Source organism: Gordonia westfalica, assembly GCF_900105725.1.
Lineage (GTDB): Bacteria > Actinomycetota > Actinomycetes > Mycobacteriales > Mycobacteriaceae > Gordonia > Gordonia westfalica.
On sequence record NZ_FNLM01000034.1, the window covers coordinates 1,522,478 to 1,548,847 of the forward strand.

29 protein-coding genes, 1 other RNA gene and 1 pseudogene are annotated in these 26,370 nt (G+C 67.3%); 11 read left to right on the forward strand and 20 right to left on the reverse strand.

All coding sequences use genetic code 11. The features are described from left to right. Nucleotides 1-148: 148 nt before the first annotated feature. The 4 genes from BLU62_RS12430 to BLU62_RS12445 all read left to right on the forward strand — a co-directional run bounded on the left by BLU62_RS12430 (nt 149) and on the right by BLU62_RS12445 (nt 3,382). Nucleotides 149-1,075 (forward strand): metal ABC transporter substrate-binding protein, encoded by a 927-nt coding sequence (locus tag BLU62_RS12430; protein WP_074849887.1) that lies wholly within the window; start codon nt 149-151, stop codon nt 1,073-1,075. Further along, a complete protein-coding gene (locus BLU62_RS12435) occupies nt 1,072-1,836 on the forward strand; it encodes a metal ABC transporter ATP-binding protein (protein ID WP_074849888.1) in 765 nt (254 codons plus the stop codon). Before BLU62_RS12430 ends, BLU62_RS12435 begins: the two co-directional genes overlap by 4 nt. Next, nucleotides 1,833-2,708 carry a metal ABC transporter permease gene (locus tag BLU62_RS12440; RefSeq protein ID WP_074849889.1) on the forward strand — a complete coding sequence of 292 codons (876 nt, stop codon included), beginning with the start codon at nt 1,833-1,835 and terminating at the stop codon, nt 2,706-2,708. The genes BLU62_RS12435 and BLU62_RS12440 overlap by 4 nt, the downstream gene beginning before the upstream one ends. Before the next feature lie 122 nt (nt 2,709-2,830). After that, nucleotides 2,831-3,382, forward strand: coding sequence for a hypothetical protein (locus BLU62_RS12445; RefSeq protein WP_074849890.1), 552 nt, complete (start codon nt 2,831-2,833; stop codon nt 3,380-3,382). Between the two features lie 55 nt (nt 3,383-3,437). On the opposite strand, the gene ssrA is transcribed toward BLU62_RS12445, so the two are convergent. Then, nucleotides 3,438-3,813: a transfer-messenger RNA gene (ssrA, locus tag BLU62_RS12450) on the reverse strand. Between the two features lie 62 nt (nt 3,814-3,875). Then, entirely contained in the window at nt 3,876-4,430 is a 555-nt protein-coding gene (locus tag BLU62_RS12455; RefSeq protein ID WP_074849891.1) for a TetR/AcrR family transcriptional regulator, read from the reverse strand. A 132-nt stretch (nt 4,431-4,562) separates the two neighbouring features. Between BLU62_RS12455 and BLU62_RS12460 the strand changes: the two genes are divergently transcribed. Further along, on the forward strand, nt 4,563-4,925 hold the full coding sequence (locus BLU62_RS12460) for a hypothetical protein (RefSeq protein WP_244278152.1): 363 nt from the start codon (nt 4,563-4,565) through the stop codon (nt 4,923-4,925). A 19-nt stretch (nt 4,926-4,944) separates the two neighbouring features. On the opposite strand, the gene smpB is transcribed toward BLU62_RS12460, so the two are convergent. The 7 genes from smpB to BLU62_RS12495 form a co-directional block, all read right to left on the reverse strand. Continuing rightward, nucleotides 4,945-5,421 carry an SsrA-binding protein SmpB gene (gene smpB / locus BLU62_RS12465; protein ID WP_074849893.1) on the reverse strand — a complete coding sequence of 159 codons (477 nt, stop codon included), beginning with the start codon at nt 5,419-5,421 and terminating at the stop codon, nt 4,945-4,947. Nucleotides 5,422-5,489: 68 nt separating this feature from the next. Further along, nucleotides 5,490-6,398, reverse strand: a complete 909-nt coding sequence (gene ftsX / locus BLU62_RS12470; RefSeq protein WP_074849894.1) for a permease-like cell division protein FtsX — start codon at nt 6,396-6,398, stop codon at nt 5,490-5,492. Between the two features lie 55 nt (nt 6,399-6,453). After that, nucleotides 6,454-7,140 (reverse strand): cell division ATP-binding protein FtsE, encoded by a 687-nt coding sequence (gene ftsE, locus BLU62_RS12475; RefSeq protein WP_074849895.1) that lies wholly within the window; start codon nt 7,138-7,140, stop codon nt 6,454-6,456. Between the two features lie 89 nt (nt 7,141-7,229). Then, nucleotides 7,230-7,718, reverse strand: coding sequence for a hypothetical protein (locus tag BLU62_RS12480; protein WP_074849896.1), 489 nt, complete (start codon nt 7,716-7,718; stop codon nt 7,230-7,232). Further along, a complete protein-coding gene (locus BLU62_RS12485; protein ID WP_074849897.1) occupies nt 7,718-8,680 on the reverse strand; it encodes a mechanosensitive ion channel family protein in 963 nt (320 codons plus the stop codon). Before BLU62_RS12485 ends, BLU62_RS12480 begins: the two co-directional genes overlap by 1 nt. Then, nucleotides 8,677-9,792, reverse strand: coding sequence for a peptide chain release factor 2 (gene prfB, locus BLU62_RS12490; protein WP_074849898.1), 1,116 nt, complete (start codon nt 9,790-9,792; stop codon nt 8,677-8,679). The genes BLU62_RS12485 and prfB overlap by 4 nt, the downstream gene beginning before the upstream one ends. Before the next feature lie 54 nt (nt 9,793-9,846). Continuing rightward, nucleotides 9,847-10,248, reverse strand: a complete 402-nt coding sequence (locus tag BLU62_RS12495) for a hypothetical protein (RefSeq protein WP_074849899.1) — start codon at nt 10,246-10,248, stop codon at nt 9,847-9,849. 19 nt (nt 10,249-10,267) lie between these two features. Between BLU62_RS12495 and hisN the strand changes: the two genes are divergently transcribed. Continuing rightward, nucleotides 10,268-11,170 carry a histidinol-phosphatase gene (gene hisN / locus BLU62_RS12500; RefSeq protein WP_244278154.1) on the forward strand — a complete coding sequence of 301 codons (903 nt, stop codon included), beginning with the start codon at nt 10,268-10,270 and terminating at the stop codon, nt 11,168-11,170. A 13-nt stretch (nt 11,171-11,183) separates the two neighbouring features. Here hisN and BLU62_RS12505 read toward each other — a convergent pair. From BLU62_RS12505 to BLU62_RS12515, 3 genes and pseudogenes are all read right to left on the reverse strand, one after another. Then, nucleotides 11,184-12,422 (reverse strand): annotated as a pseudogene (locus tag BLU62_RS12505) (IS110 family RNA-guided transposase). A 304-nt stretch (nt 12,423-12,726) separates the two neighbouring features. Further along, entirely contained in the window at nt 12,727-13,386 is a 660-nt protein-coding gene (locus BLU62_RS12510; protein WP_074849900.1) for an MBL fold metallo-hydrolase, read from the reverse strand. 18 nt (nt 13,387-13,404) lie between these two features. After that, the gene (locus BLU62_RS12515; RefSeq protein ID WP_074852870.1) at nt 13,405-13,863 is read right to left on the reverse strand and encodes a DUF2752 domain-containing protein; all 459 of its coding nucleotides are present in this window, start codon (nt 13,861-13,863) and stop codon (nt 13,405-13,407) included. Between the two features lie 200 nt (nt 13,864-14,063). Here BLU62_RS12515 and BLU62_RS12520 point away from each other — a divergent pair, with 200 nt between their 5' ends. Continuing rightward, nucleotides 14,064-15,431, forward strand: a complete 1,368-nt coding sequence (locus tag BLU62_RS12520) for an acyl-CoA dehydrogenase family protein (protein ID WP_074852871.1) — start codon at nt 14,064-14,066, stop codon at nt 15,429-15,431. A gap of 26 nt (nt 15,432-15,457) precedes the next feature. Beyond that, entirely contained in the window at nt 15,458-16,681 is a 1,224-nt protein-coding gene (locus BLU62_RS12525; protein WP_074849901.1) for an acyl-CoA dehydrogenase family protein, read from the forward strand. A 76-nt stretch (nt 16,682-16,757) separates the two neighbouring features. On the opposite strand, the gene BLU62_RS12530 is transcribed toward BLU62_RS12525, so the two are convergent. The 5 genes from BLU62_RS12530 to BLU62_RS12550 form a co-directional block, all read right to left on the reverse strand. After that, nucleotides 16,758-17,138, reverse strand: a complete 381-nt coding sequence (locus tag BLU62_RS12530) for a fluoride efflux transporter FluC (protein WP_074849902.1) — start codon at nt 17,136-17,138, stop codon at nt 16,758-16,760. After that, complete coding sequence (gene crcB, locus BLU62_RS12535) at nt 17,123-17,587, reverse strand: fluoride efflux transporter CrcB (RefSeq protein WP_084811789.1); 465 nt, start codon at nt 17,585-17,587, stop codon at nt 17,123-17,125. The genes BLU62_RS12530 and crcB overlap by 16 nt, the downstream gene beginning before the upstream one ends. A gap of 15 nt (nt 17,588-17,602) precedes the next feature. Next, entirely contained in the window at nt 17,603-18,085 is a 483-nt protein-coding gene (locus BLU62_RS12540; RefSeq protein WP_074849904.1) for a DUF6790 family protein, read from the reverse strand. Nucleotides 18,086-18,099: 14 nt separating this feature from the next. After that, complete coding sequence (locus BLU62_RS12545) at nt 18,100-19,980, reverse strand: propionyl-CoA synthetase (RefSeq protein WP_074852872.1); 1,881 nt, start codon at nt 19,978-19,980, stop codon at nt 18,100-18,102. Nucleotides 19,981-20,136: 156 nt separating this feature from the next. Beyond that, nucleotides 20,137-20,580: a MarR family winged helix-turn-helix transcriptional regulator gene (locus tag BLU62_RS12550; protein ID WP_074849905.1), complete on the reverse strand. Its 444-nt coding sequence runs from the start codon at nt 20,578-20,580 to the stop codon at nt 20,137-20,139. A 69-nt stretch (nt 20,581-20,649) separates the two neighbouring features. Between BLU62_RS12550 and BLU62_RS12555 the strand changes: the two genes are divergently transcribed. Then, nucleotides 20,650-21,525: an alpha/beta hydrolase gene (locus BLU62_RS12555; RefSeq protein WP_074849906.1), complete on the forward strand. Its 876-nt coding sequence runs from the start codon at nt 20,650-20,652 to the stop codon at nt 21,523-21,525. Nucleotides 21,526-21,658: 133 nt separating this feature from the next. Here BLU62_RS12555 and BLU62_RS12560 read toward each other — a convergent pair whose 3' ends face one another. Both BLU62_RS12560 and BLU62_RS12565 read right to left on the reverse strand, forming a co-directional pair. After that, nucleotides 21,659-22,270: an MSMEG_1061 family FMN-dependent PPOX-type flavoprotein gene (locus BLU62_RS12560; RefSeq protein ID WP_074849907.1), complete on the reverse strand. Its 612-nt coding sequence runs from the start codon at nt 22,268-22,270 to the stop codon at nt 21,659-21,661. Between the two features lie 12 nt (nt 22,271-22,282). After that, the gene (locus BLU62_RS12565) at nt 22,283-22,885 is read right to left on the reverse strand and encodes a universal stress protein (RefSeq protein WP_074849908.1); all 603 of its coding nucleotides are present in this window, start codon (nt 22,883-22,885) and stop codon (nt 22,283-22,285) included. 163 nt (nt 22,886-23,048) lie between these two features. Here BLU62_RS12565 and BLU62_RS12570 point away from each other — a divergent pair, with 163 nt between their 5' ends. Together BLU62_RS12570 and BLU62_RS12575 are read left to right on the forward strand one after the other, a co-directional pair. Continuing rightward, nucleotides 23,049-24,218, forward strand: coding sequence for a sensor histidine kinase (locus BLU62_RS12570; protein ID WP_074849909.1), 1,170 nt, complete (start codon nt 23,049-23,051; stop codon nt 24,216-24,218). Further along, nucleotides 24,215-24,901, forward strand: coding sequence for a response regulator (locus BLU62_RS12575; protein WP_074849910.1), 687 nt, complete (start codon nt 24,215-24,217; stop codon nt 24,899-24,901). The genes BLU62_RS12570 and BLU62_RS12575 overlap by 4 nt, the downstream gene beginning before the upstream one ends. Before the next feature lie 99 nt (nt 24,902-25,000). On the opposite strand, the gene BLU62_RS12580 is transcribed toward BLU62_RS12575, so the two are convergent. After that, on the reverse strand, nt 25,001-26,236 hold the full coding sequence (locus BLU62_RS12580; RefSeq protein WP_074852873.1) for a helix-turn-helix domain-containing protein: 1,236 nt from the start codon (nt 26,234-26,236) through the stop codon (nt 25,001-25,003). Nucleotides 26,237-26,370: the final 134 nt, after the last annotated feature.

Below are 26,370 nucleotides of genomic sequence, written 5' to 3' on the forward strand. Positions count from 1 at the left end.
CCCCCCGAAAGCACCCGCCACAGGTCCGCGGGCGACCATATCGCCGACCTCGCTGAGCAGGGCGGCTCCCAGGGGCGGTTTGCAGCGGGAACCGGAGATAAGGACTCCTCAAGTAGAAAGTTCGGTGACCCGAAACTATAGTGTCGGCATGCCCAAGTTGAACGCTGCCCGCCGACTCCTGCCGGTCGGGGCACTCATCGCTGCGATCGGGATTCTCATCTCAGGCTGCACCCTCTCCAGCCGGCTCCCCGACGAGAAGGTCGTGCTGACCACCTTCACCGTGCTCGCCGACATCGCGTCGAACGTCGCGGGCGACCGCCTGCGCGTCGAGTCGATCACCAAACCGGGCGCGGAGATCCACGGCTACGAACCCACCCCCGGCGACATACGACGTGCCTCGACGGCCTCGCTCGTCGTGGACAACGGACTCAATCTCGAGGCCTGGTTCGGGCAGTTCGTCGACGGCCTCGACGTCGAGCACGTCGTGGCGAGCGAAGGCATCGATCCGATCGACATCGCCTCGGATGCCTATGCGGGCAAACCGAATCCGCATGCGTGGATGTCTCCGGTGAACGTCGGCATCTACGTCGACAATCTGGTCGACGCCTTCTCCGACCTCGACCCCGAGGGCGCCGAGGTATTCGCGGCCAACGGCGCGTCGTACAAGAAGCAGCTACAGCAGGTACAGACCGAACTGGTCTCCGCACTCGACCACCTGCCGCCCAACGAACGCGCACTGGTCACCTGCGAGGGCGCCTTCTCCTACCTCGCACGCGACGCCGGGCTCACCGAGCGCTACATCTGGCCGGTCAACGCCGAACAGCAGGCCACCCCGCAGCAGGTCGCGGCCGCCATCGACTTCGTGCGGAAGAACCGGGTGCCGGCGGTCTTCTGCGAGTCGACCGTGTCCGACGCCGCGATGCAGCAGGTCGTCGGCGCCACCGACGCCCGTTTCGGCGGCACGCTGTACGTCGACTCCCTCTCGGAGGCCGACGGCCCGGTCCCGACCTACCTCGACCTGATCCGCCACGACGCCCGGACCATCGTGACCGGGCTGACGGGAGACAACCGATGACCACCTCGCACGCCATCGAGGTCGACGACGTCACCGTGCGCTACGGCCGAATCCTCGCACTCGACCACGCTTCGGTCCGTGTGCCGACCGGCCGCGTCTGCGCTCTCGTCGGCATGAACGGATCGGGCAAGTCGACGCTGTTCAAGACCATCGTCGGGTCGGTCACCCCGACCACCGGTTCGGTCTCCCTCGCCGGCAAGACCCCCGCGGCCGCCCGCAAGTCCGGTCTCGTCGGGTACGTCCCGCAGTCCGAGGACATCGACTGGTCGTTCCCGCTCTCGGTACGCGACGTCGTGATGACCGGCCGCTACGGCCACCTCGGCTTCACCCGACGCCCCAAGCGCGCCGACCACGACGCCGTCGACGAGGCCCTGGCCCGCGTCGAACTCACCGACTACGCCGACCGCCAGATCGGTCAGCTCTCCGGAGGCCAGCGCAAACGCGCCTTCGTCGCCCGCGGCATCGCGCAGGAGGCGTCGATCCTCCTGCTCGACGAGCCGTTCGCCGGCGTCGACAAGCGCACCGAGGCGACGATCACCGCGCTGTTGCGCGAGCTCGCCGATTCCGGCGTGACGATCCTGGTGTCCACGCACGACCTCGCCGTCCTGCCGACGCTCGCCGACGAGGCGATCCTGTTGATGCGCCGGGTCGTCGCGCAGGGCGATCCGGAAGAGGTCATCACGACCGAAAACCTCGTGCGCGCCTTCGGACTGGATCCGCTCGAACGTCCCGCACGCGACCGCCAGGAGGAGGCGTCATGAGCATCGTCGACTATCTCCTCGACCCGTTCGCCTACGCCTTCATGACACGCGCACTGTGGGCGACGCTGATCGCGTCGGTCGTGTGCGCCCTGTTGTCGTGCTGGCTGGTTCTCATCGGCTGGTCGCTGATGGGTGACGCCGTCTCCCACGCGGTGCTGCCGGGCGTCGTCCTGGCCTATATCGTCGGCATCCCGTTCGCCATCGGCGCGGTCGTCTTCGGGTTCCTCGCGGTGGCGATGATCGGCGCTGTCCGCGACGGCGGCCGGGTGAAGGAGGACGCCGCGATCGGCATCGTCTTCACGACGCTGTTCGCCCTCGGCCTGGTGCTGATCTCGGTGACCCCGAGTCAAACCGACCTGAACCACATCATCTTCGGCAACCTGCTCGGTGTCTCGACGTCCGACCTGATCCAGATCGCCATCCTCGGCGCCATCGTCGCGGTGATCCTGCTGCTCAAGCGTCGCGACTTCACCCTCTACGCGTTCGACCCGACACACGCCTTCGCCATCGGGCTCAGCCCCAGACTCCTCGGCGCGGCACTCCTCGCACTTCTCGCGCTGACCGCCGTGACAGCGCTGCAGGTCGTCGGCATCGTGCTCGTCGTGGCGATGCTGATCATCCCCGGCGCAACGGCACAGCTACTCACCAACCGCTTCAGCCGGATGCTGCTCATCGCGCCGGCGACCTCCGCGCTGTGCGGCGTGATCGGCCTGTACGTGTCGTACTACCGGGACACCTCGCCCGGCGGCATGGTCGTTCTGGTGCAAGGGATCCTGTTCCTGCTCGTCTTCCTGTTCAGCCCGACCCACGGTGTCGTCAGCAAACGCCGTCGTCATCGCGAGAACACACTGGCCGACGCCGCCGCAACCTGAGAAGAGGCTTTGGCAGGAGATGCACAGGTAGGCGACAGCATCGGTCCAGACAGCGTCAGCATCATGGCGTTCACTTCCCGGGAGCAACCCGGACATGCCCGACAGTGAACAAAGGCAGACCCATGAACTCGACGCCGAACAATCCGACGCCCAACGCCAACGAACCGAACCAGATCCCCGACGCGCATCCGGACGCGGCAACCACCCCGATCGCGCCGACCCCCGCGGACGATCAGCCGACCGAGCAGATGTCCGAGACCGACCCCCGGGCGAGAGGTTTCGCAGGCCCCACACCCACCACTCCGCCGACGACCACGGAGAAGCCCAAGACGCCGATCCTGATCGCCGGCGGTCTGGGCGTCGCGGTGATCGCGGCCGCGCTCGGCTTCGGCGCCGGGTACGTCACCGGTGACACGACGTCGGACCGGCACGACCGCGTCGCCGTCTCTCGCGACGGCGGCGACTGGAACCCGGCAGAAGGTCGCGGCGGACAACACGGACACTTCCGCGGCGGACCAGACGGCGACGGCATGCGCGGCGGCCCCGGCGGGCCGGGACGTCCCGGCGACCAGGGACCGCGCGGGCAGCAGCCGAGCGACCGGGATTCGACGGAACAGGCGCCGCAGGCCCCGAGCCAGCAGCCGTCGGCCGAGCAGCAGCCCCAGGCCGGCTGACACAGCGATGGCGAAACGCAAAGCGCCCCACCTGCGAACAGGTGGGGCGCTTTGTCCGTGGAGCTGCCGGGAATTGAACCCGGGTCCTCCGTCGTGTTGGTAGGGCTTCTCCGTGTGCAGTCCGCTATGTCTCTACTTGGATCTCTCGGTCACGCGAACAAGCCGAGATGACGATCCCAGTCGCTGTTTGATGTTCCGACCTCACCCGCGACCGGCGAGGACGGTGAGCTCCCTGAGATGATGCCGGCATCCGGATTCGGGAGCACAATCCGGGCCGACAGACCAGCCGTCGCTACTTAGGCAGCGAGGGCGTAGTCGCGCTGATTGGAATCGGCGCTTAATTGGTTGCTGCGACGCTTATACGGTGGTCTCCAGCCTGCACCGACACGCTTCCCCTACCTCGACGCACGTAGTCGAAACCGATCAGCCCCGAGGAGGTATCCACTGACCGAAGTCAGCGAACACTTAAGTCTAACAAGTCGGACAGCGGACTTCATTCCGGTTTCGACCGAGCGAGCACGATAGGCGCATACATCTCGACGACGCGGTCTTCCCAGTCGTCGCCGACACTCCCCGACCTGGCCTTTTCGGCGACCAAAGTCCCGACGATCCCGTCGATCAGGGTGTCCGGGTCCACAGTCGACGCCACGAGCCCTCGACGCTTGCCGTCGTCGACGACGGCCGCGAGATCGGCTCGGTGCTTCGCCAGCGCCGTGCGAAAGATCTCGGTGAACGCGGGGTCGGCGTCGGTGAGCAGCGCCGCCATGCCGCCGAAGCCGATCCCGTCGGACACCATCGACGCCGCCTGCCGGACCACCCACCGAAGCCGCTGCTCCCCGGACAGTTCCTCGTCGGGGGCCGGCGGGGTCCCCACTGCGACGAGTGCGGCTGTCAACATCTCGTCCCGGTTCCGATACCGCCGGTAGATGGTCGTCCGCGCGACGCCGGAATGTGCCGCGACCGCCTCGATCGTCACCCCGGCCGGGCCTTTTGCGCGCAGCAGATCCAGCGCAGCCGTGATGATCTTCGAGTTGCTGTCAGCAGGCACCCGCGGAACCCTTCGTCGTCGAAACCGGTGGTTCAGGAATATCACGCACCCATCAGGCACTACACAGAGTGTCGCGATACAGTCAGTGTATCGATACACGCAATGTATCGATCAGTATCAACTAGGAGGTTGGTGGACGTGCACAATGCATCCAGTTCGAAGTCGTACTCATTCGCCGGGTACCTGGTGATGCTTCTCGGATTCCTGTTCCTGGGACTGTTCGTGATGTCCCTGGCCGGCGGCATCGCTACGCCGTCCTGGCCGTTCGGACTGGCGATGGCAGCGCTGTTCGCCCTGGCCATCGCTGCTTTTCGGTTGCAGATCACCCTCAGCAAGCAGCACCAGGACGACGTGATCGTCTCATCCGACCCGATGACTCCGCCGCTGCGGCGAGCCGACGTCGAGCAGTACGAACGGACCTACCGCCGGGCCCGGGGGGCCACCGCCGGGATCACCACGCCCGACGAGGGCACCCGCCTCTACAAGGCCGCCTGACCCGACCCCTTCCGGTCGGTCAACCCATCCCCTTCACGCGACGGCCGACCTCACGCTCGACCTCACGCTGCGCGGTCCGCTTGGCGATGTCGTGACGCTTGTCGTGGGCCTGCTTACCGCGGGCCAGCGCCAGCTCGACCTTCACCCGACCATCGCTGAAGTACAGCGACAGCGGCACGAGCGTGAGGTTGCCGTCGCGGATCTTGCCGATCAGGTTGTCGATCTCACGACGATGCATCAGCAGCTTGCGCTTACGCCGGACCGCGTGATTGGTCCACGACCCCTGGCCGTACTCGGCGATGTGCAGGGCGTGCAGCCAGACCTCCCCGTCATCGATGGTGGCGAAGGCGTCCACCAGCGACGCCTTGCCGGCACGCAGGCTCTTCACCTCGGTTCCGACGAGGGCGATGCCGGCCTCGTAGACGTCGAGGATGGTGTAGTTGTGCCGCGCCTTGCGGTTCGACGCGATCACGTTGCGTCCCTTTTCCCTGGGCATCGTGCACTCACCTCCTCGTCGAACTGATGGTCGTCATGGCTGCGCCCGATCGGCCGCAGCGGGTCCACTCACTCGCGGACATACACACGAAGAGTGACATATGCCGTCGCGCCAGCCAACACAATTCCGCCGAGGATGAGCCAGGGCGCCACGAACAAGACGTCGGTGAGCTCGATGCGGGCGAAGAAGCTGACGCCGTACAACTCCTTCAACGCCGTGTCGAAGAAGAACTTCTTCGCGAGCAGCAGACCGCCGATCGCCAGCAGGGAACCGGCAAGGGCGGACACCACCGCCTCCAGCAGGAACGGCAACTGCGTGTACCAGCGCGTCGCACCCACCAGGCGCATGATGGACACCTCGGTCCGTCTGGTGAACGCCGCGATCTGAACGGTGTTGATGATCAGCAGGATGGCCGCGATCGCGAGGACCGACGCGATCGCGAACGTCGCGTTCCGCACCCCGTCGAGCACGCTGAAGATGCGCTGCACCAGTTTGCGGTCGTCCTTGAAAGCGTCTATGCCCAGGTCTTTTCGGCCCGCGTACTTGGTGAGCACGGCGTCGAACTGCCCCGGGTCGGAGACCCGCACCCGCAGCGACGCCGGCAGCGTGCCCTCGACGATGTTCTCGGCGAGGTCGGGGTTGTTGGCGAAGATCTCCTTCGCACGCTTGAAGGCCTCGTCCTTGTCGAGGTAGGTCACCGAGGTGACACCGGGCTCGTTCTCCAGGCCCCGCCGCAGCTGCGCGCAGGGGTCCGCCTCGCACTGCGGGTCCCGTTCGGTGACTTCGGGATTGAGGTAGAACTCCATCTCCACCCGGTCGAGGAAGATCTGCTGGCTCTTGTCGGCCATCTGGATCACCAGCAGACCGCCACCGAACATGCCCAGCGTGATCGCCGTGGTGATGATCATCGCGATGGTCATGGTCGCGTTGCGGCGCAGTCCGTTGAGAACCTCGCTGATGATGAAATTCGCTCGCATGCTTGCTCAGACGTCCTTGGGGGTCGTTGTTGTGTGTCGGGAGTGGGCTGAGCCGTCAGCCGATTCCGTACACACCCTGCGGGTCGTTGCGCACGAGCTGCCCGTTGTCGAACTCGAGGACGCGGCGTCGCATCGCGTCGACGATGTGCCGGTCGTGGGTGGCCATGACCACCGTGGTGCCCCGTCGGTTGACGCGGTCGAGGACGTCGACAATCTCCTCGCTGGTCTCGGGGTCGAGGTTTCCGGTCGGCTCGTCGGCCAGCAGGACCAGCGGGCGGTTGACGATCGCGCGCGCGATCGCCACACGCTGCATCTCACCACCGGACAGCTCGTTGGGCATGCGGTCGTGCTTGCCCTCGAGGCCGACGTACTCGAGCACCTCGGGCACCACGCGCTGGATCGTCGACCGCGGGCGGCCGATCACCTCGAGGGCGAAGGCGACGTTCTCGGCGACGGTCTTCTTCTGCAGCAGCCGGAAGTCCTGGAAGACACAGCCGATCGACTGCCGCAGCTTCGGCACCGAACGGGCCCGCATCTTGTTCACGTGGAACTCACCGAGGTACACGTCGCCACTCGTGGGCCGGTCCTCTTTGAGCAGCAGCCGGAAGAACGTCGACTTGCCCGATCCGGACGGCCCGATCAGGAACGCGAACTCCCCCTTGTCGACCTCGAAGCTCAAATCCTTCAGAGCCGGCCGAGAGGATGCCTTGTACTGCATCGTGACGTTCTCCAGCTTGATCACGATGAGCCAGTGTAACGACGACGCCTGAGAGTGCGTTCAGGCACGACACACTCCGCCGAAGATGGCACTGACCAGCGGTTGCGCCGGGATCAGCGTGTCGGAACCGGCGTGGTCGGCGTCGGGGCGCCGAACTGCGGTATCTCCACGCCCGGCAGGCCGGGGATCGTCGGTCGGTTTGTGGACTGCGACGGTGTGGGCGTCTGGCCCGGCGGCACCGGTGTCTCGGTCCCGCCGTCGGACCCCGGCCCGCCGGTCGTCGACGACTCCGAAGGCGATTCCGAGGTGGTCCGCTCGTACGTCGACGGCAGCGGCTGCTCGTACGTCGGTTGGTCGACGACCTGGGATGTCCTCGGCGCGGGACGCGGCGGTTCCGGCGAGACGACGCCGTAGCGCTGGGAGGTATAGCCGTAGAGGACGCAGCAGACGATGAACACGGCGAAGAGGATCGCCGTGCTGATCCGGATCGAGGTGCGCCCGATGTGTTGGTTCCAGCGGAAGATGCGCCGGCGGCGTCCCCCGTCGTGTTCCGGGCCGTCCGATCCCGGCTGCGGGGACTGGTTCTGTTGGGACCCGGCCATCATTCGTCCCCATCCCGGTCACGGCCGACCTGGTCGGCCAGCGTGGCCGGCGGTCCGCTCGACGCCTGGACGTCACGTGGTGGCACGTTGATCCCCTCGCGTGCCAGCGCCCGGATGATGTGGATGCGCAGCGCCCGGCCCACCTCGAACTGTTTGCCGGGCAGGGTCCGCGTCACCATGCGCACGGTGATCGAGTCGAGTTCGAGGCTGATGACACCGAGTGACGACGGTGCGTCGAGAAGCAGGTCGTGCCACCTCGGCAGCTGGTAGAAATCGCGGCCGACCCGGTCGAGGGTGTCGTTGACGAGACCGATGTCGGCCTCCGATGGCACCGGCACGTCGACGACCGCACGCGCCCAGTCCTTGGAGAGGTTGGTGGCCTTGATGATCTGACCGTTCGGGACGGTGATCACCTCACCCTCACTGGTGCGGAGCTTGGTCACCCGCAGCGTGACGTCTTCGACGGTCCCCTCGGCCGGCGCGTTGCCGGTCACCGTCAGGTTCACCACGTCGCCGTAGCCGTACTGCTTCTCGGCGACGACGAAGAAGCCGGCCAGGATGTCCTGCACGATGCGTTGCGCACCGAAACCGAGGGCCGCACCGATCACCGCGGTCGGTCCGGTGAGTCCGCTGAGCGGGATCCCGAACACTCCCAGGATGTGAATGATCACGACGATGGCGATGCCCACGATCAGCGTCCATGCCACCACGTCGACCAGGGCCCGACGGTGCTTGGCGTCCTCGGTCTGGACGATCAGATCACTGGTGGAGAACCGCGACTCGACCCGCATGGCGTACTTACCGGCGAACCACCGGATGACCCGGGCCAGCAGCACCGCGCCCAGAATCCAGATGACGATCTCGAGGCCGTTGGTGGCCAGCCAGACATAGACCCGACCGATGAGGAGTTCGGTCGGGGACGGCGCAGCGGCCAGCAGCGCGGCTCCCGGCGGCACGATCACGCTTCGGCGGTCGCCATACGCCAGCGGATGCCGGCCTCGATGAACTTGTCGAGCTCGCCGTCGAGCACCGCCGTCGGGTTGTTGTCCTCCACACCGGTCCGCAGGTCCTTGACCATCTGGTACGGGTGCAGGACGTAGGAACGCATCTGGTTGCCCCAGCTGGAGCCGCCGTCGCCCTTGAGGGCGTCGAGCTCGGCGCGCTCCTCCTGACGCTTGCGTTCGAGGAGCTTGGCCTGCAGCACGCGCATCGCCGACGCCTTGTTCTGCAGCTGACTCTTCTCGTTCTGACAGGTCACGACGATGCCGGTCGGGATGTGGGTCAGGCGCACCGCGGAGTCGGTGGTGTTGACCGACTGACCGCCGGGACCCGACGAGCGGTAGACGTCGACCTTGATGTCGTTCTCGTCGACGTCGATGTGGTCGGTGGTCTCGACCACCGGCAGCACCTCGACCTCGGCGAACGAGGTCTGGCGGCGGCTCTGGTTGTCGAACGGGCTGATCCGCACCAGGCGGTGGGTCCCCTGCTCGACCGACAGGGTGCCGTACATGTACGGGGCCTTGACCGCGAAGGTCGCGGACTTGAGGCCGGCTTCTTCGGCGTAGGAGGTGTCGTAGACCTCGACGCCGTAACCCTTCTGCTCGGCCCAGCGGATGTACATGCGCATCAGCATCTGCGCCCAGTCGGCGGCGTCCACGCCACCGGCGCCCGAACGGATGTTGACCACTGCCTCGCGGGAGTCGTACTCACCCGCGAGCATCGTCTTGACCTCCATGGCCTCGATGTCGGCGCGCAGGCTCGCCCGCTCCGCGTCGGCGTCGGCCAGGGCGGCGGCCTTGTCGTCACCCTCTTCGGCGTCGGCGAGCTCGTAGTGCACGGGCAGGTCGTCGAGGCGCGAACGCAGCTCGGAGACCTTGCGCAGCTCGGACTGGGCGTGCGACAGCTCGCTGGTGACCTTCTGGGCGTGGTCCTGGTCGTTCCACAGGTCCGGATCCGAGGCCTGCATCTCCAGCTCGTCGATGCGACGACGGAGCTCCTCGAGGTCGAGCACCTTTTCCACGGTGGTCAAGGTGGCGTCGAGGGATTCGAGGTCTGCGGTCACGTCGGGATGCACGGTTATCCAGAGTACCGATCGAACGCCGGGTCAGACACCGTCAGGCCCTGCAGTTCACATGCCGCCGGGTCCCGCGGGCGGCTGCGGGTCGGGCAGGACGCCGAACTGCCAGGACGTCACGGCCTTCTGCGGCTTGTAGATCACCGGCAGGTCGTCGCCCACCTGCGGCCACGGATCGTCCGGTCCGAGAACGAGCGTTCCGTACACCTCGGTCGGGTTGGTCTCGGGCCCGACGATGGTCCCGGTGATGGTGTAGAAGCGCTGGCCGTTCTTGTCGGTGGCGCTCTGCGGATCGGTCTGGTTGTCGGAGACGCCGACTATCGTCAGCGTGCCCTGCACATACTGCGAGGCCTTGCCGGCGGACATCGTCCGCGGACTCCGGCCCCGCTGCCATTGGACGACCAACACCACCACCAGCGCGGCCAGCAACAGGGTGAACGTCACAGTGAGCAGCATGAGGGCTACCCTACCGGGCATGTCCGCCGACTCCGGTCCGAAAAACCCCACCGCCTCACCGAACTACGACGACGATCTCGAGCTCGCGCTGTCGCTGGCCGATTCCGCCGACGCGCTGACCACGGACCGCTTCGGCGCCGTCGACCTCCGCGTCAACGACAAACCCGACCTGACGCCGGTCTCCGACGCCGACCTCGCCTGCGAGACCCTGATCCGCGAACGGCTCGCCGCCCGCCGGCCCGCCGACACCGTCCTCGGTGAGGAGTTCGGCGGCGACGCCGCGCTAGCCGGTCGCCAGTGGGTCATCGACCCCATCGACGGCACCAAGAACTTCGTGCGCGGCGTCCCCGTCTGGGCCACGCTGATCGCCCTGCTCGTCGACGGTGTGCCCACGGTCGGCGTCGTGTCGGCACCGGCCCTGCGCCGACGCTGGTGGGCCGCAGCCGGTCTCGGCGCCCACAGCTGCTTCGACGGCGACGACGCCCGGCAGCTCTCGGTGTCGGGGGTCGGCGACCTCGGCTCGTCGAGCCTGGCCTTCTCGAGCCTCTCGGGCTGGGCCGACCGCGGCATCCGCGACCGCTTCATCGATCTCACCGATCAGGTCTGGCGGGTCCGCGGCTACGGCGACTTCTTCAACTACTGCCTGGTCGCCGAGGGCGCGGTCGACATCGCCGCCGAACCCGAGGTCTCCCTCTGGGACCTCGCTCCCCTCGACATCCTCGTCCGCGAGGCCGGCGGTCGGTTCACCGCGCTCGACGGAACCCCCGGCCCGGCCGGCGGCAGTGCCGTCGCCAGCAACGGCCTGCTGCACGACGAGGTGCTCGCCGCGCTCGCTCCCAGAGGTGCGAGGAGCGACACGACCCCTCGCTCCCTGAGGTGCGACGAGCGACACGACCCCTCGCTCCCTGATCCGAAGGTTTAGGTGAGGGGCGTTGCTAGGCTGCCTCGTTCGGGGTGAGGGTGACGGTAAAGCCGAGTTGCTGGAGTTGCCGGATGGCTTGGTTGCGGGTGCGTTCGGGGTGGCTGCGTTGGTGGTAGTCGGGTCCGGGTTCTCGGTAGCTGGTGTTGTCGGTGAGCATGTTCCAGATGATCGTGAGCAGGCTCTGTTCGATGGCGACGATGGCTTTGGGCTTACCGCGATGGCGCATGAGATGGCCGTACTTGGCGTTGAGGAAGGTTCCTCGGTGGTTGGCGATCGATAGGGCCGCAGCCCCGAGGGCGCCTTTGAGATGACGGTTACCGGGCCGGGTTTTGACGTTTTTGGTGCGTCCGGCTGATTGGTGATGGCCCGGGCACACCCCGGCCTAGGAGGCCAGGTGTCCGGGTGTGGGGAACTGGGTCATGTCCGCCCCGGTTTCGGCGATGATCACATCGGCGGTCGTGGTGGAGATCCCGGGAATGGAGACGAGCAGGTCGCGGGCGGCCTGAAAGGGCGCCATCACTTCCTCGATGCGTGCGGTGAGGGTATCGATCTGGATGGTGTGCTGATCGATGAAATCCAGATGCAGGGTCACCAGGAATGCGTGGTGCTCGGTGAAGCGGCCTTGTAGTGCCTGGGTGAGGGCGGGGATTTTGCGGCGCAGCAGTTTCACCGACATTTCGGCCAGCACATCTGGGTCGCGTTGCCCCGTGGCCAGTGCCCGTAGCATTCGGCGGGCCGAGACTCCGGTGATGTCGGAAACGACGACCGATAGTTTGATGCCGGCGTCTTCGAGGACTTTCTCCAACCGTTGGATCTCACGGCTGCGTTCGCGGGTGATCGCGGTACGGGTACGGGTGAGGTCGCGCAGTCGGCGGATCGGTTCGGGGGGAACGAACGACGCCCGCAGCAAACCGTGGGCAGCCAACTGGGCCAGCCAGGCGGCATCGGAAACATCGGTTTTGCGGCCGGGCAGGTTCTTGGCGTCGTGGGCATTGACCAGCATCACCTCGAACGGGGCGTCTTCGAGGACGTAGTAGAACGGTTTCCAGTAGTCGCCGGTGGCTTCCATGACCACACAGGTGACTTGTTCCTCGGTCAGATAGTCGCGCAAGCGCAGGATGTCGCGACTCATCGATGACCAGGTGGTGATCTCCTGGACCGATTTGCGACCCGGACTGCTCAGTCGCACACACACTTTGGCATCGGTTTTGGAGACGTCGAGACCCGCGCAGCGGGGATGGAGGATGTCCATCGCCAACTCCTCTCAGCGATCGGAGTGGGGTGCGGACGGGGCTGGACCGCTCTCAGAGTCTGATCCGCGTGCTCGCAGCAACAATCCACGATTCCCGTGGCAGGCCCCGCGCCTCACACTGAGGTACTGGCTCACCGGCACAAAGGAGTATCCGAGGTCACCGCACTCCACCCCTCCACTATCACCCCAGCCCACCCGTGGTGACCAGCACGAACCTTCCTCAACCACGACGGCCGGCCCGCCGGCCGCGGGTACTGAGGTGCGAGGAGCGATAGCGACGAGCCACGAAGGGCTGGTGAGACGCCTACACCTCGGTACCGCTCTCCTTGTCGAGCACCTTGAACTCCGTCGCGTCGTCCTTCATGTCCGCCAGTCGTCCGTAGTGGATGCCGCTCCCGGCGTCGGACAGGATCGCCTGGTGGATCGGCACCGCGACCCGCGGCGCCATCGCGCGCAGGTAGTCGACGGATTCGCTGAGCTTCATCCATGGCGCGGCCGACGGCAGCGCGAGGACGTCGACCTGTTCGAACGGGATGTAGAACGAGTCGCCCGGATGCATGAACTGACCGGGCTTCTCGGCGGTGCCGAGGATGAAGGCGACGTTGTCGATGACCGGGATCTCCGGATGGATCACAGCGTGCCGCCCGCCGGTGAATCGCGCGGTGAGCGAACCGATCTCGATCTGGTCACCGCCGCGGGCCGCGGTCCAGGTCCCGGCGACGTTGTCGCCGTTGAGCTGGGCGGTGGTCTGCGGGTCGGCGTAGAGGACGGCGTCGGGGTTGGCCGCGACGAGGTCGGGCAGTTTCGCGACGTCGCAGTGGTCGGGGTGCTGATGGGTGATGAGAATGGCGTCGAGCCCGCTGATGCCGTCGAAACCGTGCGAGAAGTTACCCGGGTCGAAGAGCACCTTGGTCCCGTCGATCTCGACGAGCAGACATGAGTGGCCGAAGTGGGTGATCTGCATACGTTTCACTCTGCCCTCTCACACGACGATCGGGAAGGCCCCCCAGCCCGCTGCGGCGTCGATGATGCGCACCACACCGTAGGTCAGCCAGGCGCCCAGACCGATCGCACCCGCGCGTCCGAGCACGACGTCACGCCAACCCTCGAGCGGAGATCTCCGCCGCCTCACCAGCGTCGCGGCCGCGAGGATCACGGTGATGATCGTGAGGACCAGCAGGATCGGCCCGAAGACGTTGAACCGGAACGCCGCCCCCACGTCGCCGTGCATGAACGCCACCCAGCTACGGGTCAGACCGCACCCCGGACACGGCAGGCCGGTCATCATCGCGAACGGGCAGATCCCCGGCCCGGCGTCGATCCCGGACGGGGTGAACACGCACGCGGCACCCACCGCAGCGGCACCGGCCAGCCCGACGACCGCCGCACCCAGCGCACCGGTGGACGATATGCGCAGGTCGGAGCGGGCTTCCACGGTCACCCGGCCAGCGTAGCGCGCGACGCGGACTGCCGCGTCGACCAAGTGCGTGACTGCCTCGACCACGTGCGTGACCGTGTCGACCAAGTGCGTGACATTCTTCTTACTACCGAGTAAGGTCTGGACTTACTACCGAGTAAGATCGGTCCGCAAACCTGTGCAGAGGCCCACACCGGGGCGACTGGAAGAAACGGCTGGTGATCATGACAACTCACACCGAACCGCGCGACACCTCCGCAGTCGGACGCAACCCTCATCCGCGTAACTTCATCGGCACCGCGATGCGCGTGCTGTCGACCGTGACCGGCTCGGAGTTCGCCGAGAAGTACAAGATCCGCGAGCCGATCAACCGTATTGCCTACCAGGGCACCAAGACCGGGTTCCAGACCCTGGGCGCGGCGAACCGGGCGTTCAAGGCCGCGCAGGGCGGCTCGGGCGATGCCAAGCGGCTGGCGAGCGCACCCAAGGACTACTTCAACCTCACCCCCGACGACGAGCAGCAGATGATCGCGGAGACGGTGAAGGAATTCGCCACCGAGATCCTGCGCCCGGCCGCCTACGACGCCGACGCCGCGGCCGCCGCGCCCGAGGACATCGTGAAGCGCTCCGCGGAGCTGGGCATCACGATGATCAACGTGCCGGAGGACTTCGACGGCGCGGCCTCCGAGCGCGGTGTGGTCACCAACGCGCTGGTCGCCGAGGCGATGGCCTACGGCGACATGGGTTTGGCGCTCCCGCTGCTCGCACCGAGCGGCGTGGCCACCACCCTCACCAACTTCGGCACCGACTCCCAGCAGCGCACCTACCTGCCCGACTTCGCGGGCGAGAACGTGCCGCAGTCCGCTGTCGTGATCGCCGAGCCGAAGCCGCTGTTCGACGCATTCGCGTTGAGCACCAAGGCAACCCGCGTACCCAGCGGCTACCGCCTCAACGGCGTGAAGTCCTTCGTCCCGGCCGCCGGTTCGTCGGAGCTGTTCGTCGTCGGCGCCCAGCTCGACGGCAAGCCCGCCCTGTTCCTGGTCGAGTCCGACTCGAAGGGCCTCATCGTCGAAGCCGATCCCGGCATGGGTGTCCGCGCCGCCGGCATGGGCCGACTCCTGCTGCAGGACGTCGCCGTTCCCGAATCGGCGCTGATCGCCGGCGAGCGCGACGCGGCTTTCGCGGCCTACCGTGACGTGGTGCGCCTGTCGCGCCTTGGCTGGTCGGCGCTGGCCGCCGGCACCGCACGCGCCGTCCTCGACTACGTGATCCCCTACGTCAACGAGCGTGAGGCCTTCGGCGAGCCGATCTCCAACCGCCAGGCGGTCGCGTTCATGGTCGCCAACATCGCCACCGAGGTCGACTCGATCCGCCTCGTGACGCTGCGCGGCGCCGCACGCGCCGAGCAGGGCCTGAGCTTCGCCCGCGAAGCCGCCCTCGCCCGCAAACTCACCATCGACAAGGGCCTGCAGATCGGCCTCGACGGCGTCCAGCTCCTCGGCGGCCACGGCTTCACCAAGGAGCACCCGGTCGAGCGCTGGTACCGCGACCTCCGCGGCGCCGGCATCGGCGAAGGCATCGTCGTCCTCTAGACCGCCTGTGACCCAAGGAAACTGACATGAGCATCAATCTCGAACTCCCGAAGAAGCTGCACGTCACCATCGACCAGGCACACCAGGCGGCGGCGGAGATCTTCCGGCCCATCTCGCGCAAATACGATCTGCGCGAGCATGATTACCCGGTCGAGCTCGACACCCTGGCCAGCCTGTACGACGGACTCGCCGAGACCGGCCAGGCCGGCGCGGGCGCCGACGGCGGACGCAGCCAGCAGAAGAAGGCCAAGCCGCGCGAAGAGGGTGCGGTGGTCAACGGCGGAAACATGCAATCGGCCCTCAATGTGATCGAAACATGCTGGGGCGACCTCGGTCTCATGCTGAGCATCCCCTACCAGGGGCTGGGGAACTCGGCCATCGCCGCAGTGGCCACCGACGAGCAGCTCGAACGGTTCGGCAAAGTATGGGCCGCGATGGCCATCACCGAGCCCAGCTTCGGGTCCGACTCGGCGGCCGTGAGCACCACCGCCACCCTCGACGGCGACGAGTACGTCATCAACGGCGAGAAGATCTTCGTGACCGCCGGCTCGCGCGCCACCCATATCGTCGTGTGGGCGACCGTCGACAAGAGCCTCGGCCGCGCCGCCATCAAGAGCTTCGTGGTCCCGCGCGAGCATCCGGGTGTCGAAGTCGTTCGCCTGGAACACAAGCTGGGCATCCGTGTCTCCGACACCGCGGTCATCCGCTTCGAGAACTGCCGGATCCCCAAGGAGAACCTGCTCGGCTCCCCGGAGGTGGACACCAAGAAGGGATTCGGCGGGGTCATGCAGACCTTCGACAACACCCGTCCCCTCGTCGCGGGGATGGCTGTCGGAGTCGCGCGGGCCGCGCTCGAGGAACTGCGCCGCGTGCTCGACGAGGCCGGCATCGAGGTCGACTACGACCGTCCCGCCGCCGACCAGCATGCCGCTGCCGCCGAGTTCCTGCGCATGGAGGCCGACTTCGAGGCGGCCTACCTGCACACGATGCGCGCGACCTGGATGGCCGACAACAAGCAGCCCAACTCCACCGAGGCGTCGATGTCGAAGGCCAAGGCCGGCCGTACCGTCACCGACATCACCAACAAGGTGGTCGAACTGACCGGCACGCTCGGTTACTCGGAGCGGCTGCTCGTGGAGAAGTGGGCGCGCGACTCGAAGATCCTGGACATCTTCGAGGGCACCCAACAGATCCAGAACCTCATCATCGCCCGCCGCGTGCTCAACAAGAGCAGCGCCGAGCTCAAGTGAGCCGCTGACCCACAGTATTCGGCCCCGCTCCCTCATCGAGGCGGCGGGGCCGAATCGCGTTCTGGGCGGGTCTCTCTCACACCGCCCAGGCCGTGGCCATCCCCGCGGCGCATGCCGCCACCGAGGCGAGCAGCGTGATGACGGCGTACCCGCCGGCGACCAGCCGCTGCCTGTTCTCCGCCAGGCGGACCACCTCGAAGCTGGCAGTGCTGAAAGTCGTGTAGCCGCCACAGAATCCGGTCCCAAGGATGGCCTGCAGCTCATATGGCGCGCCGTGGAAGAGCACCAGGCCGGCGAGGACACCGAGCAGTGCCGAACCAGTCACGTTGATGACGAAGGTTCCCCACGGCGTGATCGTCGGCCACTTCCACTTGACGGCACCGTCGACGACGAACCGCGTCACCGCACCCAGCGCGCCGGCCGCCATGACGGCCAGTGCGATCACCGCGCCGCCCATCGGGTCGTGAATTTCGAGGCGAGTGCGATCCCGCCGCCTGCCGCGAGCAGACCGAGCACGACGCTGACCACCGCGTACGCAAGTGCCGTCGCCACCGCCGAGGCGCGCGTCAGCTCCGAGATCTCCAGCGCGAACGTGCTGTAGGTGGTCAGCGCCCCGCAGATGCCGGTGCCGCCGAACAGCCGAACCCGCTGACGCCAGCCCTCGTCATGACCCAGCCGCGCAAGAAGTTCCAGCAGGGCACCGAGAACGAAAGCGCCGATGACGTTGACCGCGAAGGTCGCCCACGGCCAATGCCCGTCGGCGACCGGAAACGTCTTCTCCGCCCAGTACCGCACGCCCGTACCGATCAGCCCTCCCGCGAACACCCACGCGAGGGCGTGCACGCGTAAGTGCAGCGGGCGTTCGTCGGGATCGACGGGGAGCTCGTCGTGCTTGTCCATCTGCACGCGACCAAGTCTGCGCTAGGTGACGACCGTGTACAACACGATCAGGTAGACCGGCACCAGCACGTCGAAGAAGAAGATCGGTCCGGCATTGCCCGCCTTGAAGTTCCGGCGGGTCACCATCTCCCGTACATGTCCGACGGCCGCACCGAGATAGAACACGGAGAACGCGATGATCGTGGCCAGGGTGAACTCGTCACCGAAACCGGAGGCGAGGACACCGAGCACGCCGGTCGCCAGACTCGCGAGACCGACCTCCCACTGCCACGGCGTCTTGGACGGCCAGCCGATCGACTCCGCGATCGGCTCGCCGAAGAACATGTGACCGCAACCGGTCATCCAGCCCTGAACGCCGATCATCCACAGCACCGAGTTCTCGAGCAGGTCCCGGCCGAGTTCGCCTCCCGGCGACAGCACATCGATCACCGTCATGACGATCGTGCCGACCAGCCCGACGAACGGGACGAGGGCTATCGCAGTGCGGAGGATGCGGTCGCGCACGTCCTCGACGCCCGTCAGCCCTTGAGCTGCTCGGCGAGTGCGGTCAGCACGTCCGGGTCCTCGATGGTCGACGGGACGGTGTACTCCTCGTGATCGGCGATCTGGCGCATCGTCTTCCGTAGGATCTTGCCCGACCGCGTCTTGGGCAGTGCCGGCACCACCGTCACGTCGCGGAAGGTCGCGACCGCACCGATCTCGTTGCGCACCTTGGCCACCAGCTCGTCGCGCAGCGTGTCCGCCTCGATGTCGACACCCGACTTCAGCACCACGTAACCGCTGGGTCGCTGACCCTTGAGGTCGTCGTGGATGCCGATGACCGCGCACTCGGCGACCGCCGGATGCGAGGCCACGACGGCCTCGATGCTTCCGGTCGAAAGCCGGTGTCCGGCAACGTTGATCACGTCGTCCGAGCGGCCGAGGACGAACACGTAGCCGTCTTCGTCGATGTAGCCGGAGTCGCCGGTCAGGTAATAGCCGTCGAAGGCGGCCAGGTAGGACTTGCGGTAGCGCTCCTCGTCCCGCCACAGACCGGCGAGCGTGCCCGGCGGCAGCGGCAGGGTGATGACGATGCTGCCCTCTTCACCTGCGCCCACCGGCGTGCCGGCGGCATCGACGACGCCCACCTGATAGCCGGGGACGGGGACCGTCGGGGAGCCTGCCTTGATCGGCATCGGTTCGAGCCCACGGAGATTCGCGGCGATCGCCCAGCCGGTCTCGGTCTGCCACCAGTGGTCGACCACCGGGACGCCGAGAGTTTCCGACGCCCACGTGAAGGTGTCCGGATCCAGACGCTCACCGGCGGCGAACAGCGTCCGCAGGGTGGAGATGTCGTACTTCGCGAGTTCGGCCGCGTTCGGATCGGCCTTGCGCACGGCGCGGATCGCGGTCGGCGCGGTGAACAGCGCCTTCACGCCGTGATCGGCGATGACACGCCAGAACGCGCCGGCGTCCGGGGTGCCGACGGGCTTGCCCTCGTACATCACCGTCGTCGCCCCGACCAGCAGCGGTGCGTACACGATGTACGAGTGGCCGACGACCCAGCCGACGTCGGAGGCCGTCCACCACACGTCCCCGGCCGAGATGTCGTAGAGGTTCTTCATCGACCAGGCCAGCGCGACGGCATGCCCGCCGTTGTCGCGGACCACGCCCTTGGGCTTACCGGTGGTGCCGGAGGTGTACAGGATGTAGAGCGGATCGGTCGCGGCGACCGGGACCGGCTCGGCCGGCGACGCACCGGCGATCGCCTCATCCCAGTCCAGCCAGCCGTCGTGATCGGCGGCGGAACCGTTGATCTCGGGGCGGTTCTTCACGATGACGGTCTGCGGCGCACTCGCCGACAATTCGATCGCCCTGGCCACCATCGGCAGGTATTCGACCGCGCGGCCGGGCTCGAGACCACCGGAAGCCGTGACGATCGCATCCGGCTCGGCGTCGTCGATGCGGGCGGCGAGCTCGGGTGCGGCGAAGCCGCCGAAGACCACCGAGTGCACGGCACCGATCCGCGAGCAGGCCAGCATCGCGATGGCGGCCTCCGGGATCATCGGCATGTAGATGACCACGCGATCGCCTGCGGTGATGCCGCGGGCGGCCAGGACGCCGGCGAATCGGGACACCTCGTCGAGCAGTTCGGCGTAGGTGTAGCGGCGCACCTCGCCGACCATCGCCGAGTCCCAGATGAGAGCGGTGCGGTCGCCGTGGCCGGCTGCGACGTGGCGGTCGAGGGCGTTGTACGAGGTGTTCAGCTCGCCGCCGGGAAACCAGCGGTAGAACGGTGCGGCCGAGTCGTCGAGGGCGCGAGTGGGCTCGGTGGTCCAGTCGACGGCCTCGGCGGCCTCGAGCCAGAAGCCCTCACGGTCATCGACCGCCCGGCTGAATGCTTCGGTGTACCGGCCCATGGCCATCCTTTCGACGTACTCACACGCATGGCGGGACACTGACGTGTGCCACGCCGCCCTTAGAGGGTATAGGTGTGACACCCGACACCAAGTCAGGTCCGTCGTCGTGCGCCGATCGGTCGGTGAAACGCGACAAACGGTCGTTCACCTGGCCGTTCAGGACCCGCGCAGATCCCCTACCGCCGTGATGACCTGGTCGAGGAAGGCGCTGACGATATCGAGGTCGGCGTCCGAGAATCCCTCCGCGACGGTCTGCACACGGTCGATGAGCGGACCGAAGAAGGCCCAGCCCATGTCCTGGGCCGCGTCGGTGACGTGCAGCGCAACCCTGCGACGGTCGGCCTCGTCCCGGGTCCGCGTCACCAGGCCACGTGATTCGAGCCTGTCGATCAACGCCGTCGTCGACGCAGAGTTGAGGCCGAGGTGGCCGGCGAGCCAACCGGGGGTTGCCACCACTCCGGCGCGCGATCGGTCGAGCAACGCGATGAGAGCACGCACATCGGTGGCGTGCAGAACATTCCGCGACGCGAACTCGGACCCGACCGACTCGAGTTCGACGGTCAGCGCCCGCAGGCGATGGACCAGGTCGTCGTTTGCCACGGGACCACTTTACGACATTCACTCGATGATCTAATCTCTCGATCATCGAGATACCCACGGGAGGCTCTGATGGCACGACCGTCACCGCAATACTTCGCCGACTCCTCCGACGGCAGGACCTTCTTCACCGCCTACGACTCCCTCATCGCGCGGAGCGGAGGCCGTCCGATCGAGGTCGAGACCGGTCACGGCGTGACTCGCGTCAACAGCTACAGCGATGCGCCGGGCACCCCGCTGGTCCTGCTCCCCGGCGGGGGCGCCACATCCGCGTCGTACGTGAACGTCGCCGGACCCCTCGCCGAGCGTCGTCGCGTCCTGACGATCGACATCATCGGCGACGCCGGTCGCTCACGCCCCGGGCCCGGCCGACCGCGCACCCCCGACGACCTGTTGGCGTGGCTGGATGCGGTATTCGACGACCTCGGCCTCGACACCGTTGATCTGGTGGGCCACTCGTACGGCGCGATGATCGCGCTGGCCTACGCAACCGGGCTCCACCACGAGCGGGTGCGTCGACTCGTCCTCCTCGATCCGACATCGTGTTTCGCCGGTCTGCGGTTGGGTTACCTCGCCCACGCGTTGCCGACGCTCGTCGCCCCGACTCCGCAGCGACAGCGCCGATTCCTGTCGTGGGAGACCGCAGGCGCCCCCCTCGACGAGACCTGGGTCGAGATGTACTGCGCCGGGGCGCGGTTCCCCACCGGCCGGACGATCGTCCCCAAACGTCCCTCCCGCGAAGCATTCTCGATGCTGCGGGGCGGCAAGGAGGTCACCGCGGTACTCGCACCGGACAGCCGGGCGCACGACGCCGCCCGCGTCTCCGCGAAGATTCGGGGTTGTCTCCCTGATGCGCGGATCATGCTCCTGGGCAGCGGAACTCACCACACGTTGCCACTCGAGCCCGCGGACGAGATCGCCGCGGCGCTGCTGACCCTCGCTCCCTGAGTAGCCCCGGAGCGCGCGGAGGGGCGTACCGCGGAGGGGCGTACCCCGCTCCCTGAGTAGCCCCGGAGCCCGCGGAGGGGCGTACCCCGCTCCCTGAGTAGCCCCGGAGCCCGCGGAGGGGCGTATCGAAGGGCTAGTACAGGATCTTGCGGTAGTTCTCCTCGGAGTACCGCTTCTCCAGCGCCTCCTCGTCGACCTCGGGCAGGACCAGTTTCGTGATCGCCGCGGTCGACGGCAGCACGTCGGGGGCCCACGTGTCCGGCTTCCACAGGTCCGATCGCATGAATGCCTTGGCGCAGTGGAAGAACACCTCGTCGACGTCGATCTCGACCGCGAGAATCGGCCGTTTGCCCTTGACCGCCAGTTCGTCGAAGTAGTCGCCGTCGTCGACGATGCGTGCGGGACCGTTGACCCGCAGCGTGTCGCCACGGCCCGGGATCAGGAAAACGGTGCCCGCGTGAGGATTCCGGAGAATGTTGAGGTAGCCGTCGACCCGCTTGTTGCCCGGTCGCTCGGGGATTGCGATGCGGGTGTCGTCGATGACGTGGACGACCTTCCCGCGCGGATCGCCCTTGGGGGACACGTCGACCCGACCGTGTTCGTCCGCGGTCGCCAGGAACACCATCGGGGATTCGGCGAGCCAGTCGCGATGGATCTCCGACAGGGTCGGCTTGACCTTGTTGCGGACCATCTCGATCGGATGTCCGACGATCTCCCGAAGATGTGTCTCATCGGTGACCTGCATGCCCCCATCGTGTCACGTGGTGAGGGCCGTACGAGACCCCTTTTCCGGGAGTGCCCAGCCGATGCCCCAGGTGGACGGCTGCCGTGCCTCGAACCGGCGACGGTGATGCACCGCCCCATCGGTGACGACGAGGTCGATGCCCGGGTCGAGCCGCCTGCGCAGTGCCCGTGCCGTCCACCCCGGCCGTCCACCGGCCGCACCGAGCACGACCGTTCCGGCTCCGAATCGATCGGCCGCGTGGTGCAACACCGTCACCGGGTCGCCGAAATCGGAGTACGTCGCCACCGACCGCGCACCGAGCCAGAAGGCGAGTTCCCGCGCTGTCCGCAGCTGTTCGGCGACGGTGGCCTGACCGGTCAGCAGATAGGACTCGTCTTTGAGGGCATCGTGCAGTCCGGTCGGGGCCTCGTCCCGCCGGCTGCGTCGGGTCGCGCAGACCAGGATGACGTCGGACGTCCCCCCGGTCGCGCGCACCGCGGCCTTCACAGCTCGACGGGACGCCTCGCTGCCGGAGGCGCCGACGAGTACCGGCCGTCCCACGGACAGCCCGTGCAGTTCTGAATTCTCGGGTGACGCGACCCATCGAGAGCCGTTGCGTCCGGGGAGCAGCCTCATCGTCTCGTCCTCTCGGCGTGGTGGAATGTGCTGCTCACAACGCTATGGAGACGACGAACCCGAATCGCCATGCCGCGGGATGAACCGTCCTCCACCCACGGGTGGAGGACAGAATCCATCGCCGGGCGGAGGTGCGAGGGTTCTGCAGACCTATTCTGGAACGGTGACGAGCTTCACAGCAGGTCTCGGAGCCGAACTGCGGCGTCGGATAGAGCGTGCCGGTGGGGATTACCCGCCGCTGTATCCGGCGGTCATCCTGTCGGCGAGTGTCGCCGTCACGGTGGTCTCGGTGGCCCAGCGGTACCCGTTCGACCAGCTCGGCTGGGTGATCGCCGCACTCGCCTTCGCGTGCGGCACCCTCGTGCTCGATCTGAGCCTGCCGCCGTCGTCCTTCGTGTGCTTCACCGTGCTCGCGAGCACGTTGTGCTTCCTGATGGTTCCGGTGCCCAACGACGCCGCGCCGCTACAGCTGATCCTCTCCGCGGCGATCGGTGCCGCGATGTACTCGCTGCGCATCGGAATCCGCGTGGCGGTGTTGTGTATCGCGTTGGTCGTGGTGTTCGGCATCTTCGGCGGCCTCGAGTCCCCGGCCCTGTACGCACTCGGCGTCGCCTGCGGCTGGTTGATCGGCTACATGGTCCTGATCCAGAAACGCCTCTCCGACAATCGCGCCCGGGTCCTGCGTGAGCGTGCCGATCGCGCCGCCAGCGACGAACGTCGTCGCATCGCCCGGGAGATCCACGACGTCATCGCGCACTCGTTGTCGATCACGATGCTTAACGTCACCGGCGCGCGGCGCGCCCTGGAACAGGATCGCGATGTCGACGAGGCACTCGAAGCCCTGACGGACGCCGAACGCCAGGGCAGGCAGGCGATGTCCGAGATCCGGACCATCGTGCACGTACTCGGCGCCGACGAGACGCAGCCGCCGACGGCACCACCCGGGTGCCGCGATCTCGCCGCGCTGGTCGACGACTACCGGAAGGCCGGAGTCCACGTCTCCCACCGCGTGGACGGCGATCTCGCGGCGCTCTCCGATCCCGTCTCGGCAGCCGTCTACCGGATCACCCAGGAATCCCTCGCCAACGTCGTCAAACACTCGACCGCCAACCGGGCCGCGGTGACCGTCATCGTAGGCGACTCGGTCGCGGTCACGATCGAGAACCCCCACCTCGGCGGTCGGTCGAAAGATCGAGGCGGGACCGGGATCGACGGCATGACACAACGCGCCGCCCTGCTCGGAGGCGATCTCGAGACCTCCCACGACGGCGGGACATGGAAGGTTCGGGCCACGATGCCGGCGCGGGTCATGACCGACGGGCTGGGCGTATGACGTCCACAGCTCCCACCGACAGCGGCAGCGACCCGATCCGCGTCCTGCTGGTCGACGATCAGGAGCTGATCCGAACCGGCCTGCGGCGCATCCTCCGGCTCCGCGACGGTTTCGACATCGTCGGCGAATGTGCGGACGGCTCAGAGGTTCTCGCCGCGGTGGCCGAACACCGGCCGGACATCGTGGTGATGGATCTGCGCATGCGCAACATCGACGGCATCACCGCCACGACGATGCTCCGGACCCTCCGCGAACCGCCACCGGTGTTGGTGCTTACCACCTTCGACGACGACGATCTGCTCTCCGGCGCGCTCCGGGCGGGTGCGGCCGGTTTCATCCTGAAGGACTCCCCCGCCGAGGCGCTGATCTGGGCGGTCCGTGCAGTGGTCCGCGACGGCGCCTTCCTCGATCCCGCGGTGACCGAGCGGGTGCTGAACGGATTCCGGCGGGCCGGCCGCGAACAGGCCTCGACCGCACCGGATCTGACCGACCGCGAGACCGACGTCCTCCGCCTGATCGCCCGCGGTCTGACCAACACCGAGATCGGTACGACACTTGGCATTTCGCAGGTGACGGTGAAGAGTCACGTGAACCACATCTTCACCAAACTCGACCTGCGGGATCGCGCCGCGGCGATCGTCTACGCCTACGACCGGGGACTGGTTCTGGCCGAATTCGACTGACGCCGGGGCGAACTGGAGTCCGCCCTCAGCAGAGCCGTCGACGACTATGTGTCCGAGAGGCAGCTCCAGCGGGCGCTCTTCAGGGACGGTATTCAGGGCTCAGCCGTGCAGCCGCACCTCGACCCCGTCGGCGAAGCGGTACGGCCCCGCCATCAGCAGGCCGCCGAAACGTTTGCGCAGCCGCGACATCTCGGCACGCACGGTCACCGCCCGGTCGTCGACGCCGAAGAGGTGCATCGACATCTGCGCAGCGGTGACCCCGGGCCGGTGCTGCGCGAGGAAAGTGAGGATGTCCCCGTGACGCGGGGAGCATCGGTGGGTCCATCCCCCGCTGGCGCCCTCGACCGACACCTCGACGCACTCCCCGCCGGATGCCGTCGTCACCGTGCGCATCGAGACCCGCGTCGTCGAAGCATCCGAGGCGTCCGCGACCCGCACCAACCATCCACCGGGCAGCGCCTCCACGTCGCATTCGCCGAGCGCGCCGAAGAACGACCGGCCGGGTCCCACACCGCGCGGCAACAGCAGCCGGGAGCGCGGGGACACCGCATCGACGGCGGCAACCCAGCCGTCGACATCCACCGCCAGCGCCGGCCCCGGTGAACGGGCCAGAATCGGTGCGGCAACCGCACGCAGACAGTCGAGGCGTCGATGATGCTGTTCGCGCAACTGAGACTCGGCCAACCGGGCGACGGCGTGCACGAGCGCCAGGGTCGTCGGGTGGATCGTCGCGGCCGGGCCACTCACGTCGACGACGCCGAGCACGTCACCGGTGCGCGGGTCCTTGATCGGTGCGCCGGTGCACGTCCAGGAGTGATGACTGCGCACGAAGTGCTCCGCGGAGAAAACCTGGATGGACCGGCCGGACATCAGAGCGGTACCGATCGCATTGGTCCCCACCGAGGCCTCGGCCCAGTCCGCACCCTCGATGAATCCGAGATGATCGGCGCGGTTGAGCACCCTCGACGACCCGCTGCGCCACAACACGTGTCCGCGCGCATCGGCGATGACCAGGATGTTGTCCCCGTCGGCGATGAGCGAGTCCAGACCGCGCGCAAGCTCGTCGACGACATCGATCAGTCCCGACTGCCGACGCCTCTCCTCGAGTTCCTCGACGTCGAGGCCCCGCTCGACCGCAGTGTCCGCGTCCGGGTCGAGGCCCGCCTTGCGGAGCCGCTGCCAGGAATCGTCGATCACCGTGCGCGGGCGTGCCGGCATACGTCCGCCCGACATCGCCGCATCGTGGACCGCGCTGAGAACGTGCGCGAACTCCCGCGGATCGTCGCCGGCCTGGACGGCCGGCTCGAGATCGGAGACGTGGTCGGAAGTCATCATCACCAAGATTGTGCGTCACATCACAGAACCGGTGCAACGACGGGTGGGGTCGCAACGGGCTGCAACCCTTGCCGCGGCGGGTCACCGGGGCGTCTCCTGTCCACAGCACCAATGTGGTCCGCGTCACTATCGGC

Excerpts from the sequence above, each read along its gene's own strand:
- BLU62_RS12430 (WP_074849887.1), top strand. The coding sequence starts at position 149 with ATGCCCAAGTTGAACGCTGCCCGCCGACTCCTGCCGGTCGGGGCACTC.
- BLU62_RS12435 (WP_074849888.1), top strand. The coding sequence starts at position 1,072 with ATGACCACCTCGCACGCCATCGAGGTCGACGACGTCACCGTGCGCTAC.
- BLU62_RS12440 (WP_074849889.1), top strand. The coding sequence starts at position 1,833 with ATGAGCATCGTCGACTATCTCCTCGACCCGTTCGCCTACGCCTTCATG.
- BLU62_RS12445 (WP_074849890.1), top strand. The coding sequence starts at position 2,831 with ATGAACTCGACGCCGAACAATCCGACGCCCAACGCCAACGAACCGAAC.
- smpB (WP_074849893.1), bottom strand. The coding sequence starts at position 5,421 with ATGCCCAGGGAAAAGGGACGCAACGTGATCGCGTCGAACCGCAAGGCG.
- ftsX (WP_074849894.1), bottom strand. The coding sequence starts at position 6,398 with ATGCGAGCGAATTTCATCATCAGCGAGGTTCTCAACGGACTGCGCCGC.
- BLU62_RS12480 (WP_074849896.1), bottom strand. The coding sequence starts at position 7,718 with ATGGCCGGGTCCCAACAGAACCAGTCCCCGCAGCCGGGATCGGACGGC.
- BLU62_RS12495 (WP_074849899.1), bottom strand. The coding sequence starts at position 10,248 with ATGCTGCTCACTGTGACGTTCACCCTGTTGCTGGCCGCGCTGGTGGTG.
- hisN (WP_244278154.1), top strand. The coding sequence starts at position 10,268 with ATGTCCGCCGACTCCGGTCCGAAAAACCCCACCGCCTCACCGAACTAC.
- BLU62_RS12510 (WP_074849900.1), bottom strand. The coding sequence starts at position 13,386 with ATGCAGATCACCCACTTCGGCCACTCATGTCTGCTCGTCGAGATCGAC.
- BLU62_RS12520 (WP_074852871.1), top strand. The coding sequence starts at position 14,064 with ATGACAACTCACACCGAACCGCGCGACACCTCCGCAGTCGGACGCAAC.
- BLU62_RS12525 (WP_074849901.1), top strand. The coding sequence starts at position 15,458 with ATGAGCATCAATCTCGAACTCCCGAAGAAGCTGCACGTCACCATCGAC.
- BLU62_RS12530 (WP_074849902.1), bottom strand. The coding sequence starts at position 17,138 with ATGGGCGGCGCGGTGATCGCACTGGCCGTCATGGCGGCCGGCGCGCTG.
- BLU62_RS12545 (WP_074852872.1), bottom strand. The coding sequence starts at position 19,980 with ATGGGCCGGTACACCGAAGCATTCAGCCGGGCGGTCGATGACCGTGAG.
- BLU62_RS12555 (WP_074849906.1), top strand. The coding sequence starts at position 20,650 with ATGGCACGACCGTCACCGCAATACTTCGCCGACTCCTCCGACGGCAGG.
- BLU62_RS12560 (WP_074849907.1), bottom strand. The coding sequence starts at position 22,270 with ATGCAGGTCACCGATGAGACACATCTTCGGGAGATCGTCGGACATCCG.
- BLU62_RS12565 (WP_074849908.1), bottom strand. The coding sequence starts at position 22,885 with ATGAGGCTGCTCCCCGGACGCAACGGCTCTCGATGGGTCGCGTCACCC.
- BLU62_RS12575 (WP_074849910.1), top strand. The coding sequence starts at position 24,215 with ATGACGTCCACAGCTCCCACCGACAGCGGCAGCGACCCGATCCGCGTC.
- BLU62_RS12580 (WP_074852873.1), bottom strand. The coding sequence starts at position 26,236 with ATGATGACTTCCGACCACGTCTCCGATCTCGAGCCGGCCGTCCAGGCC.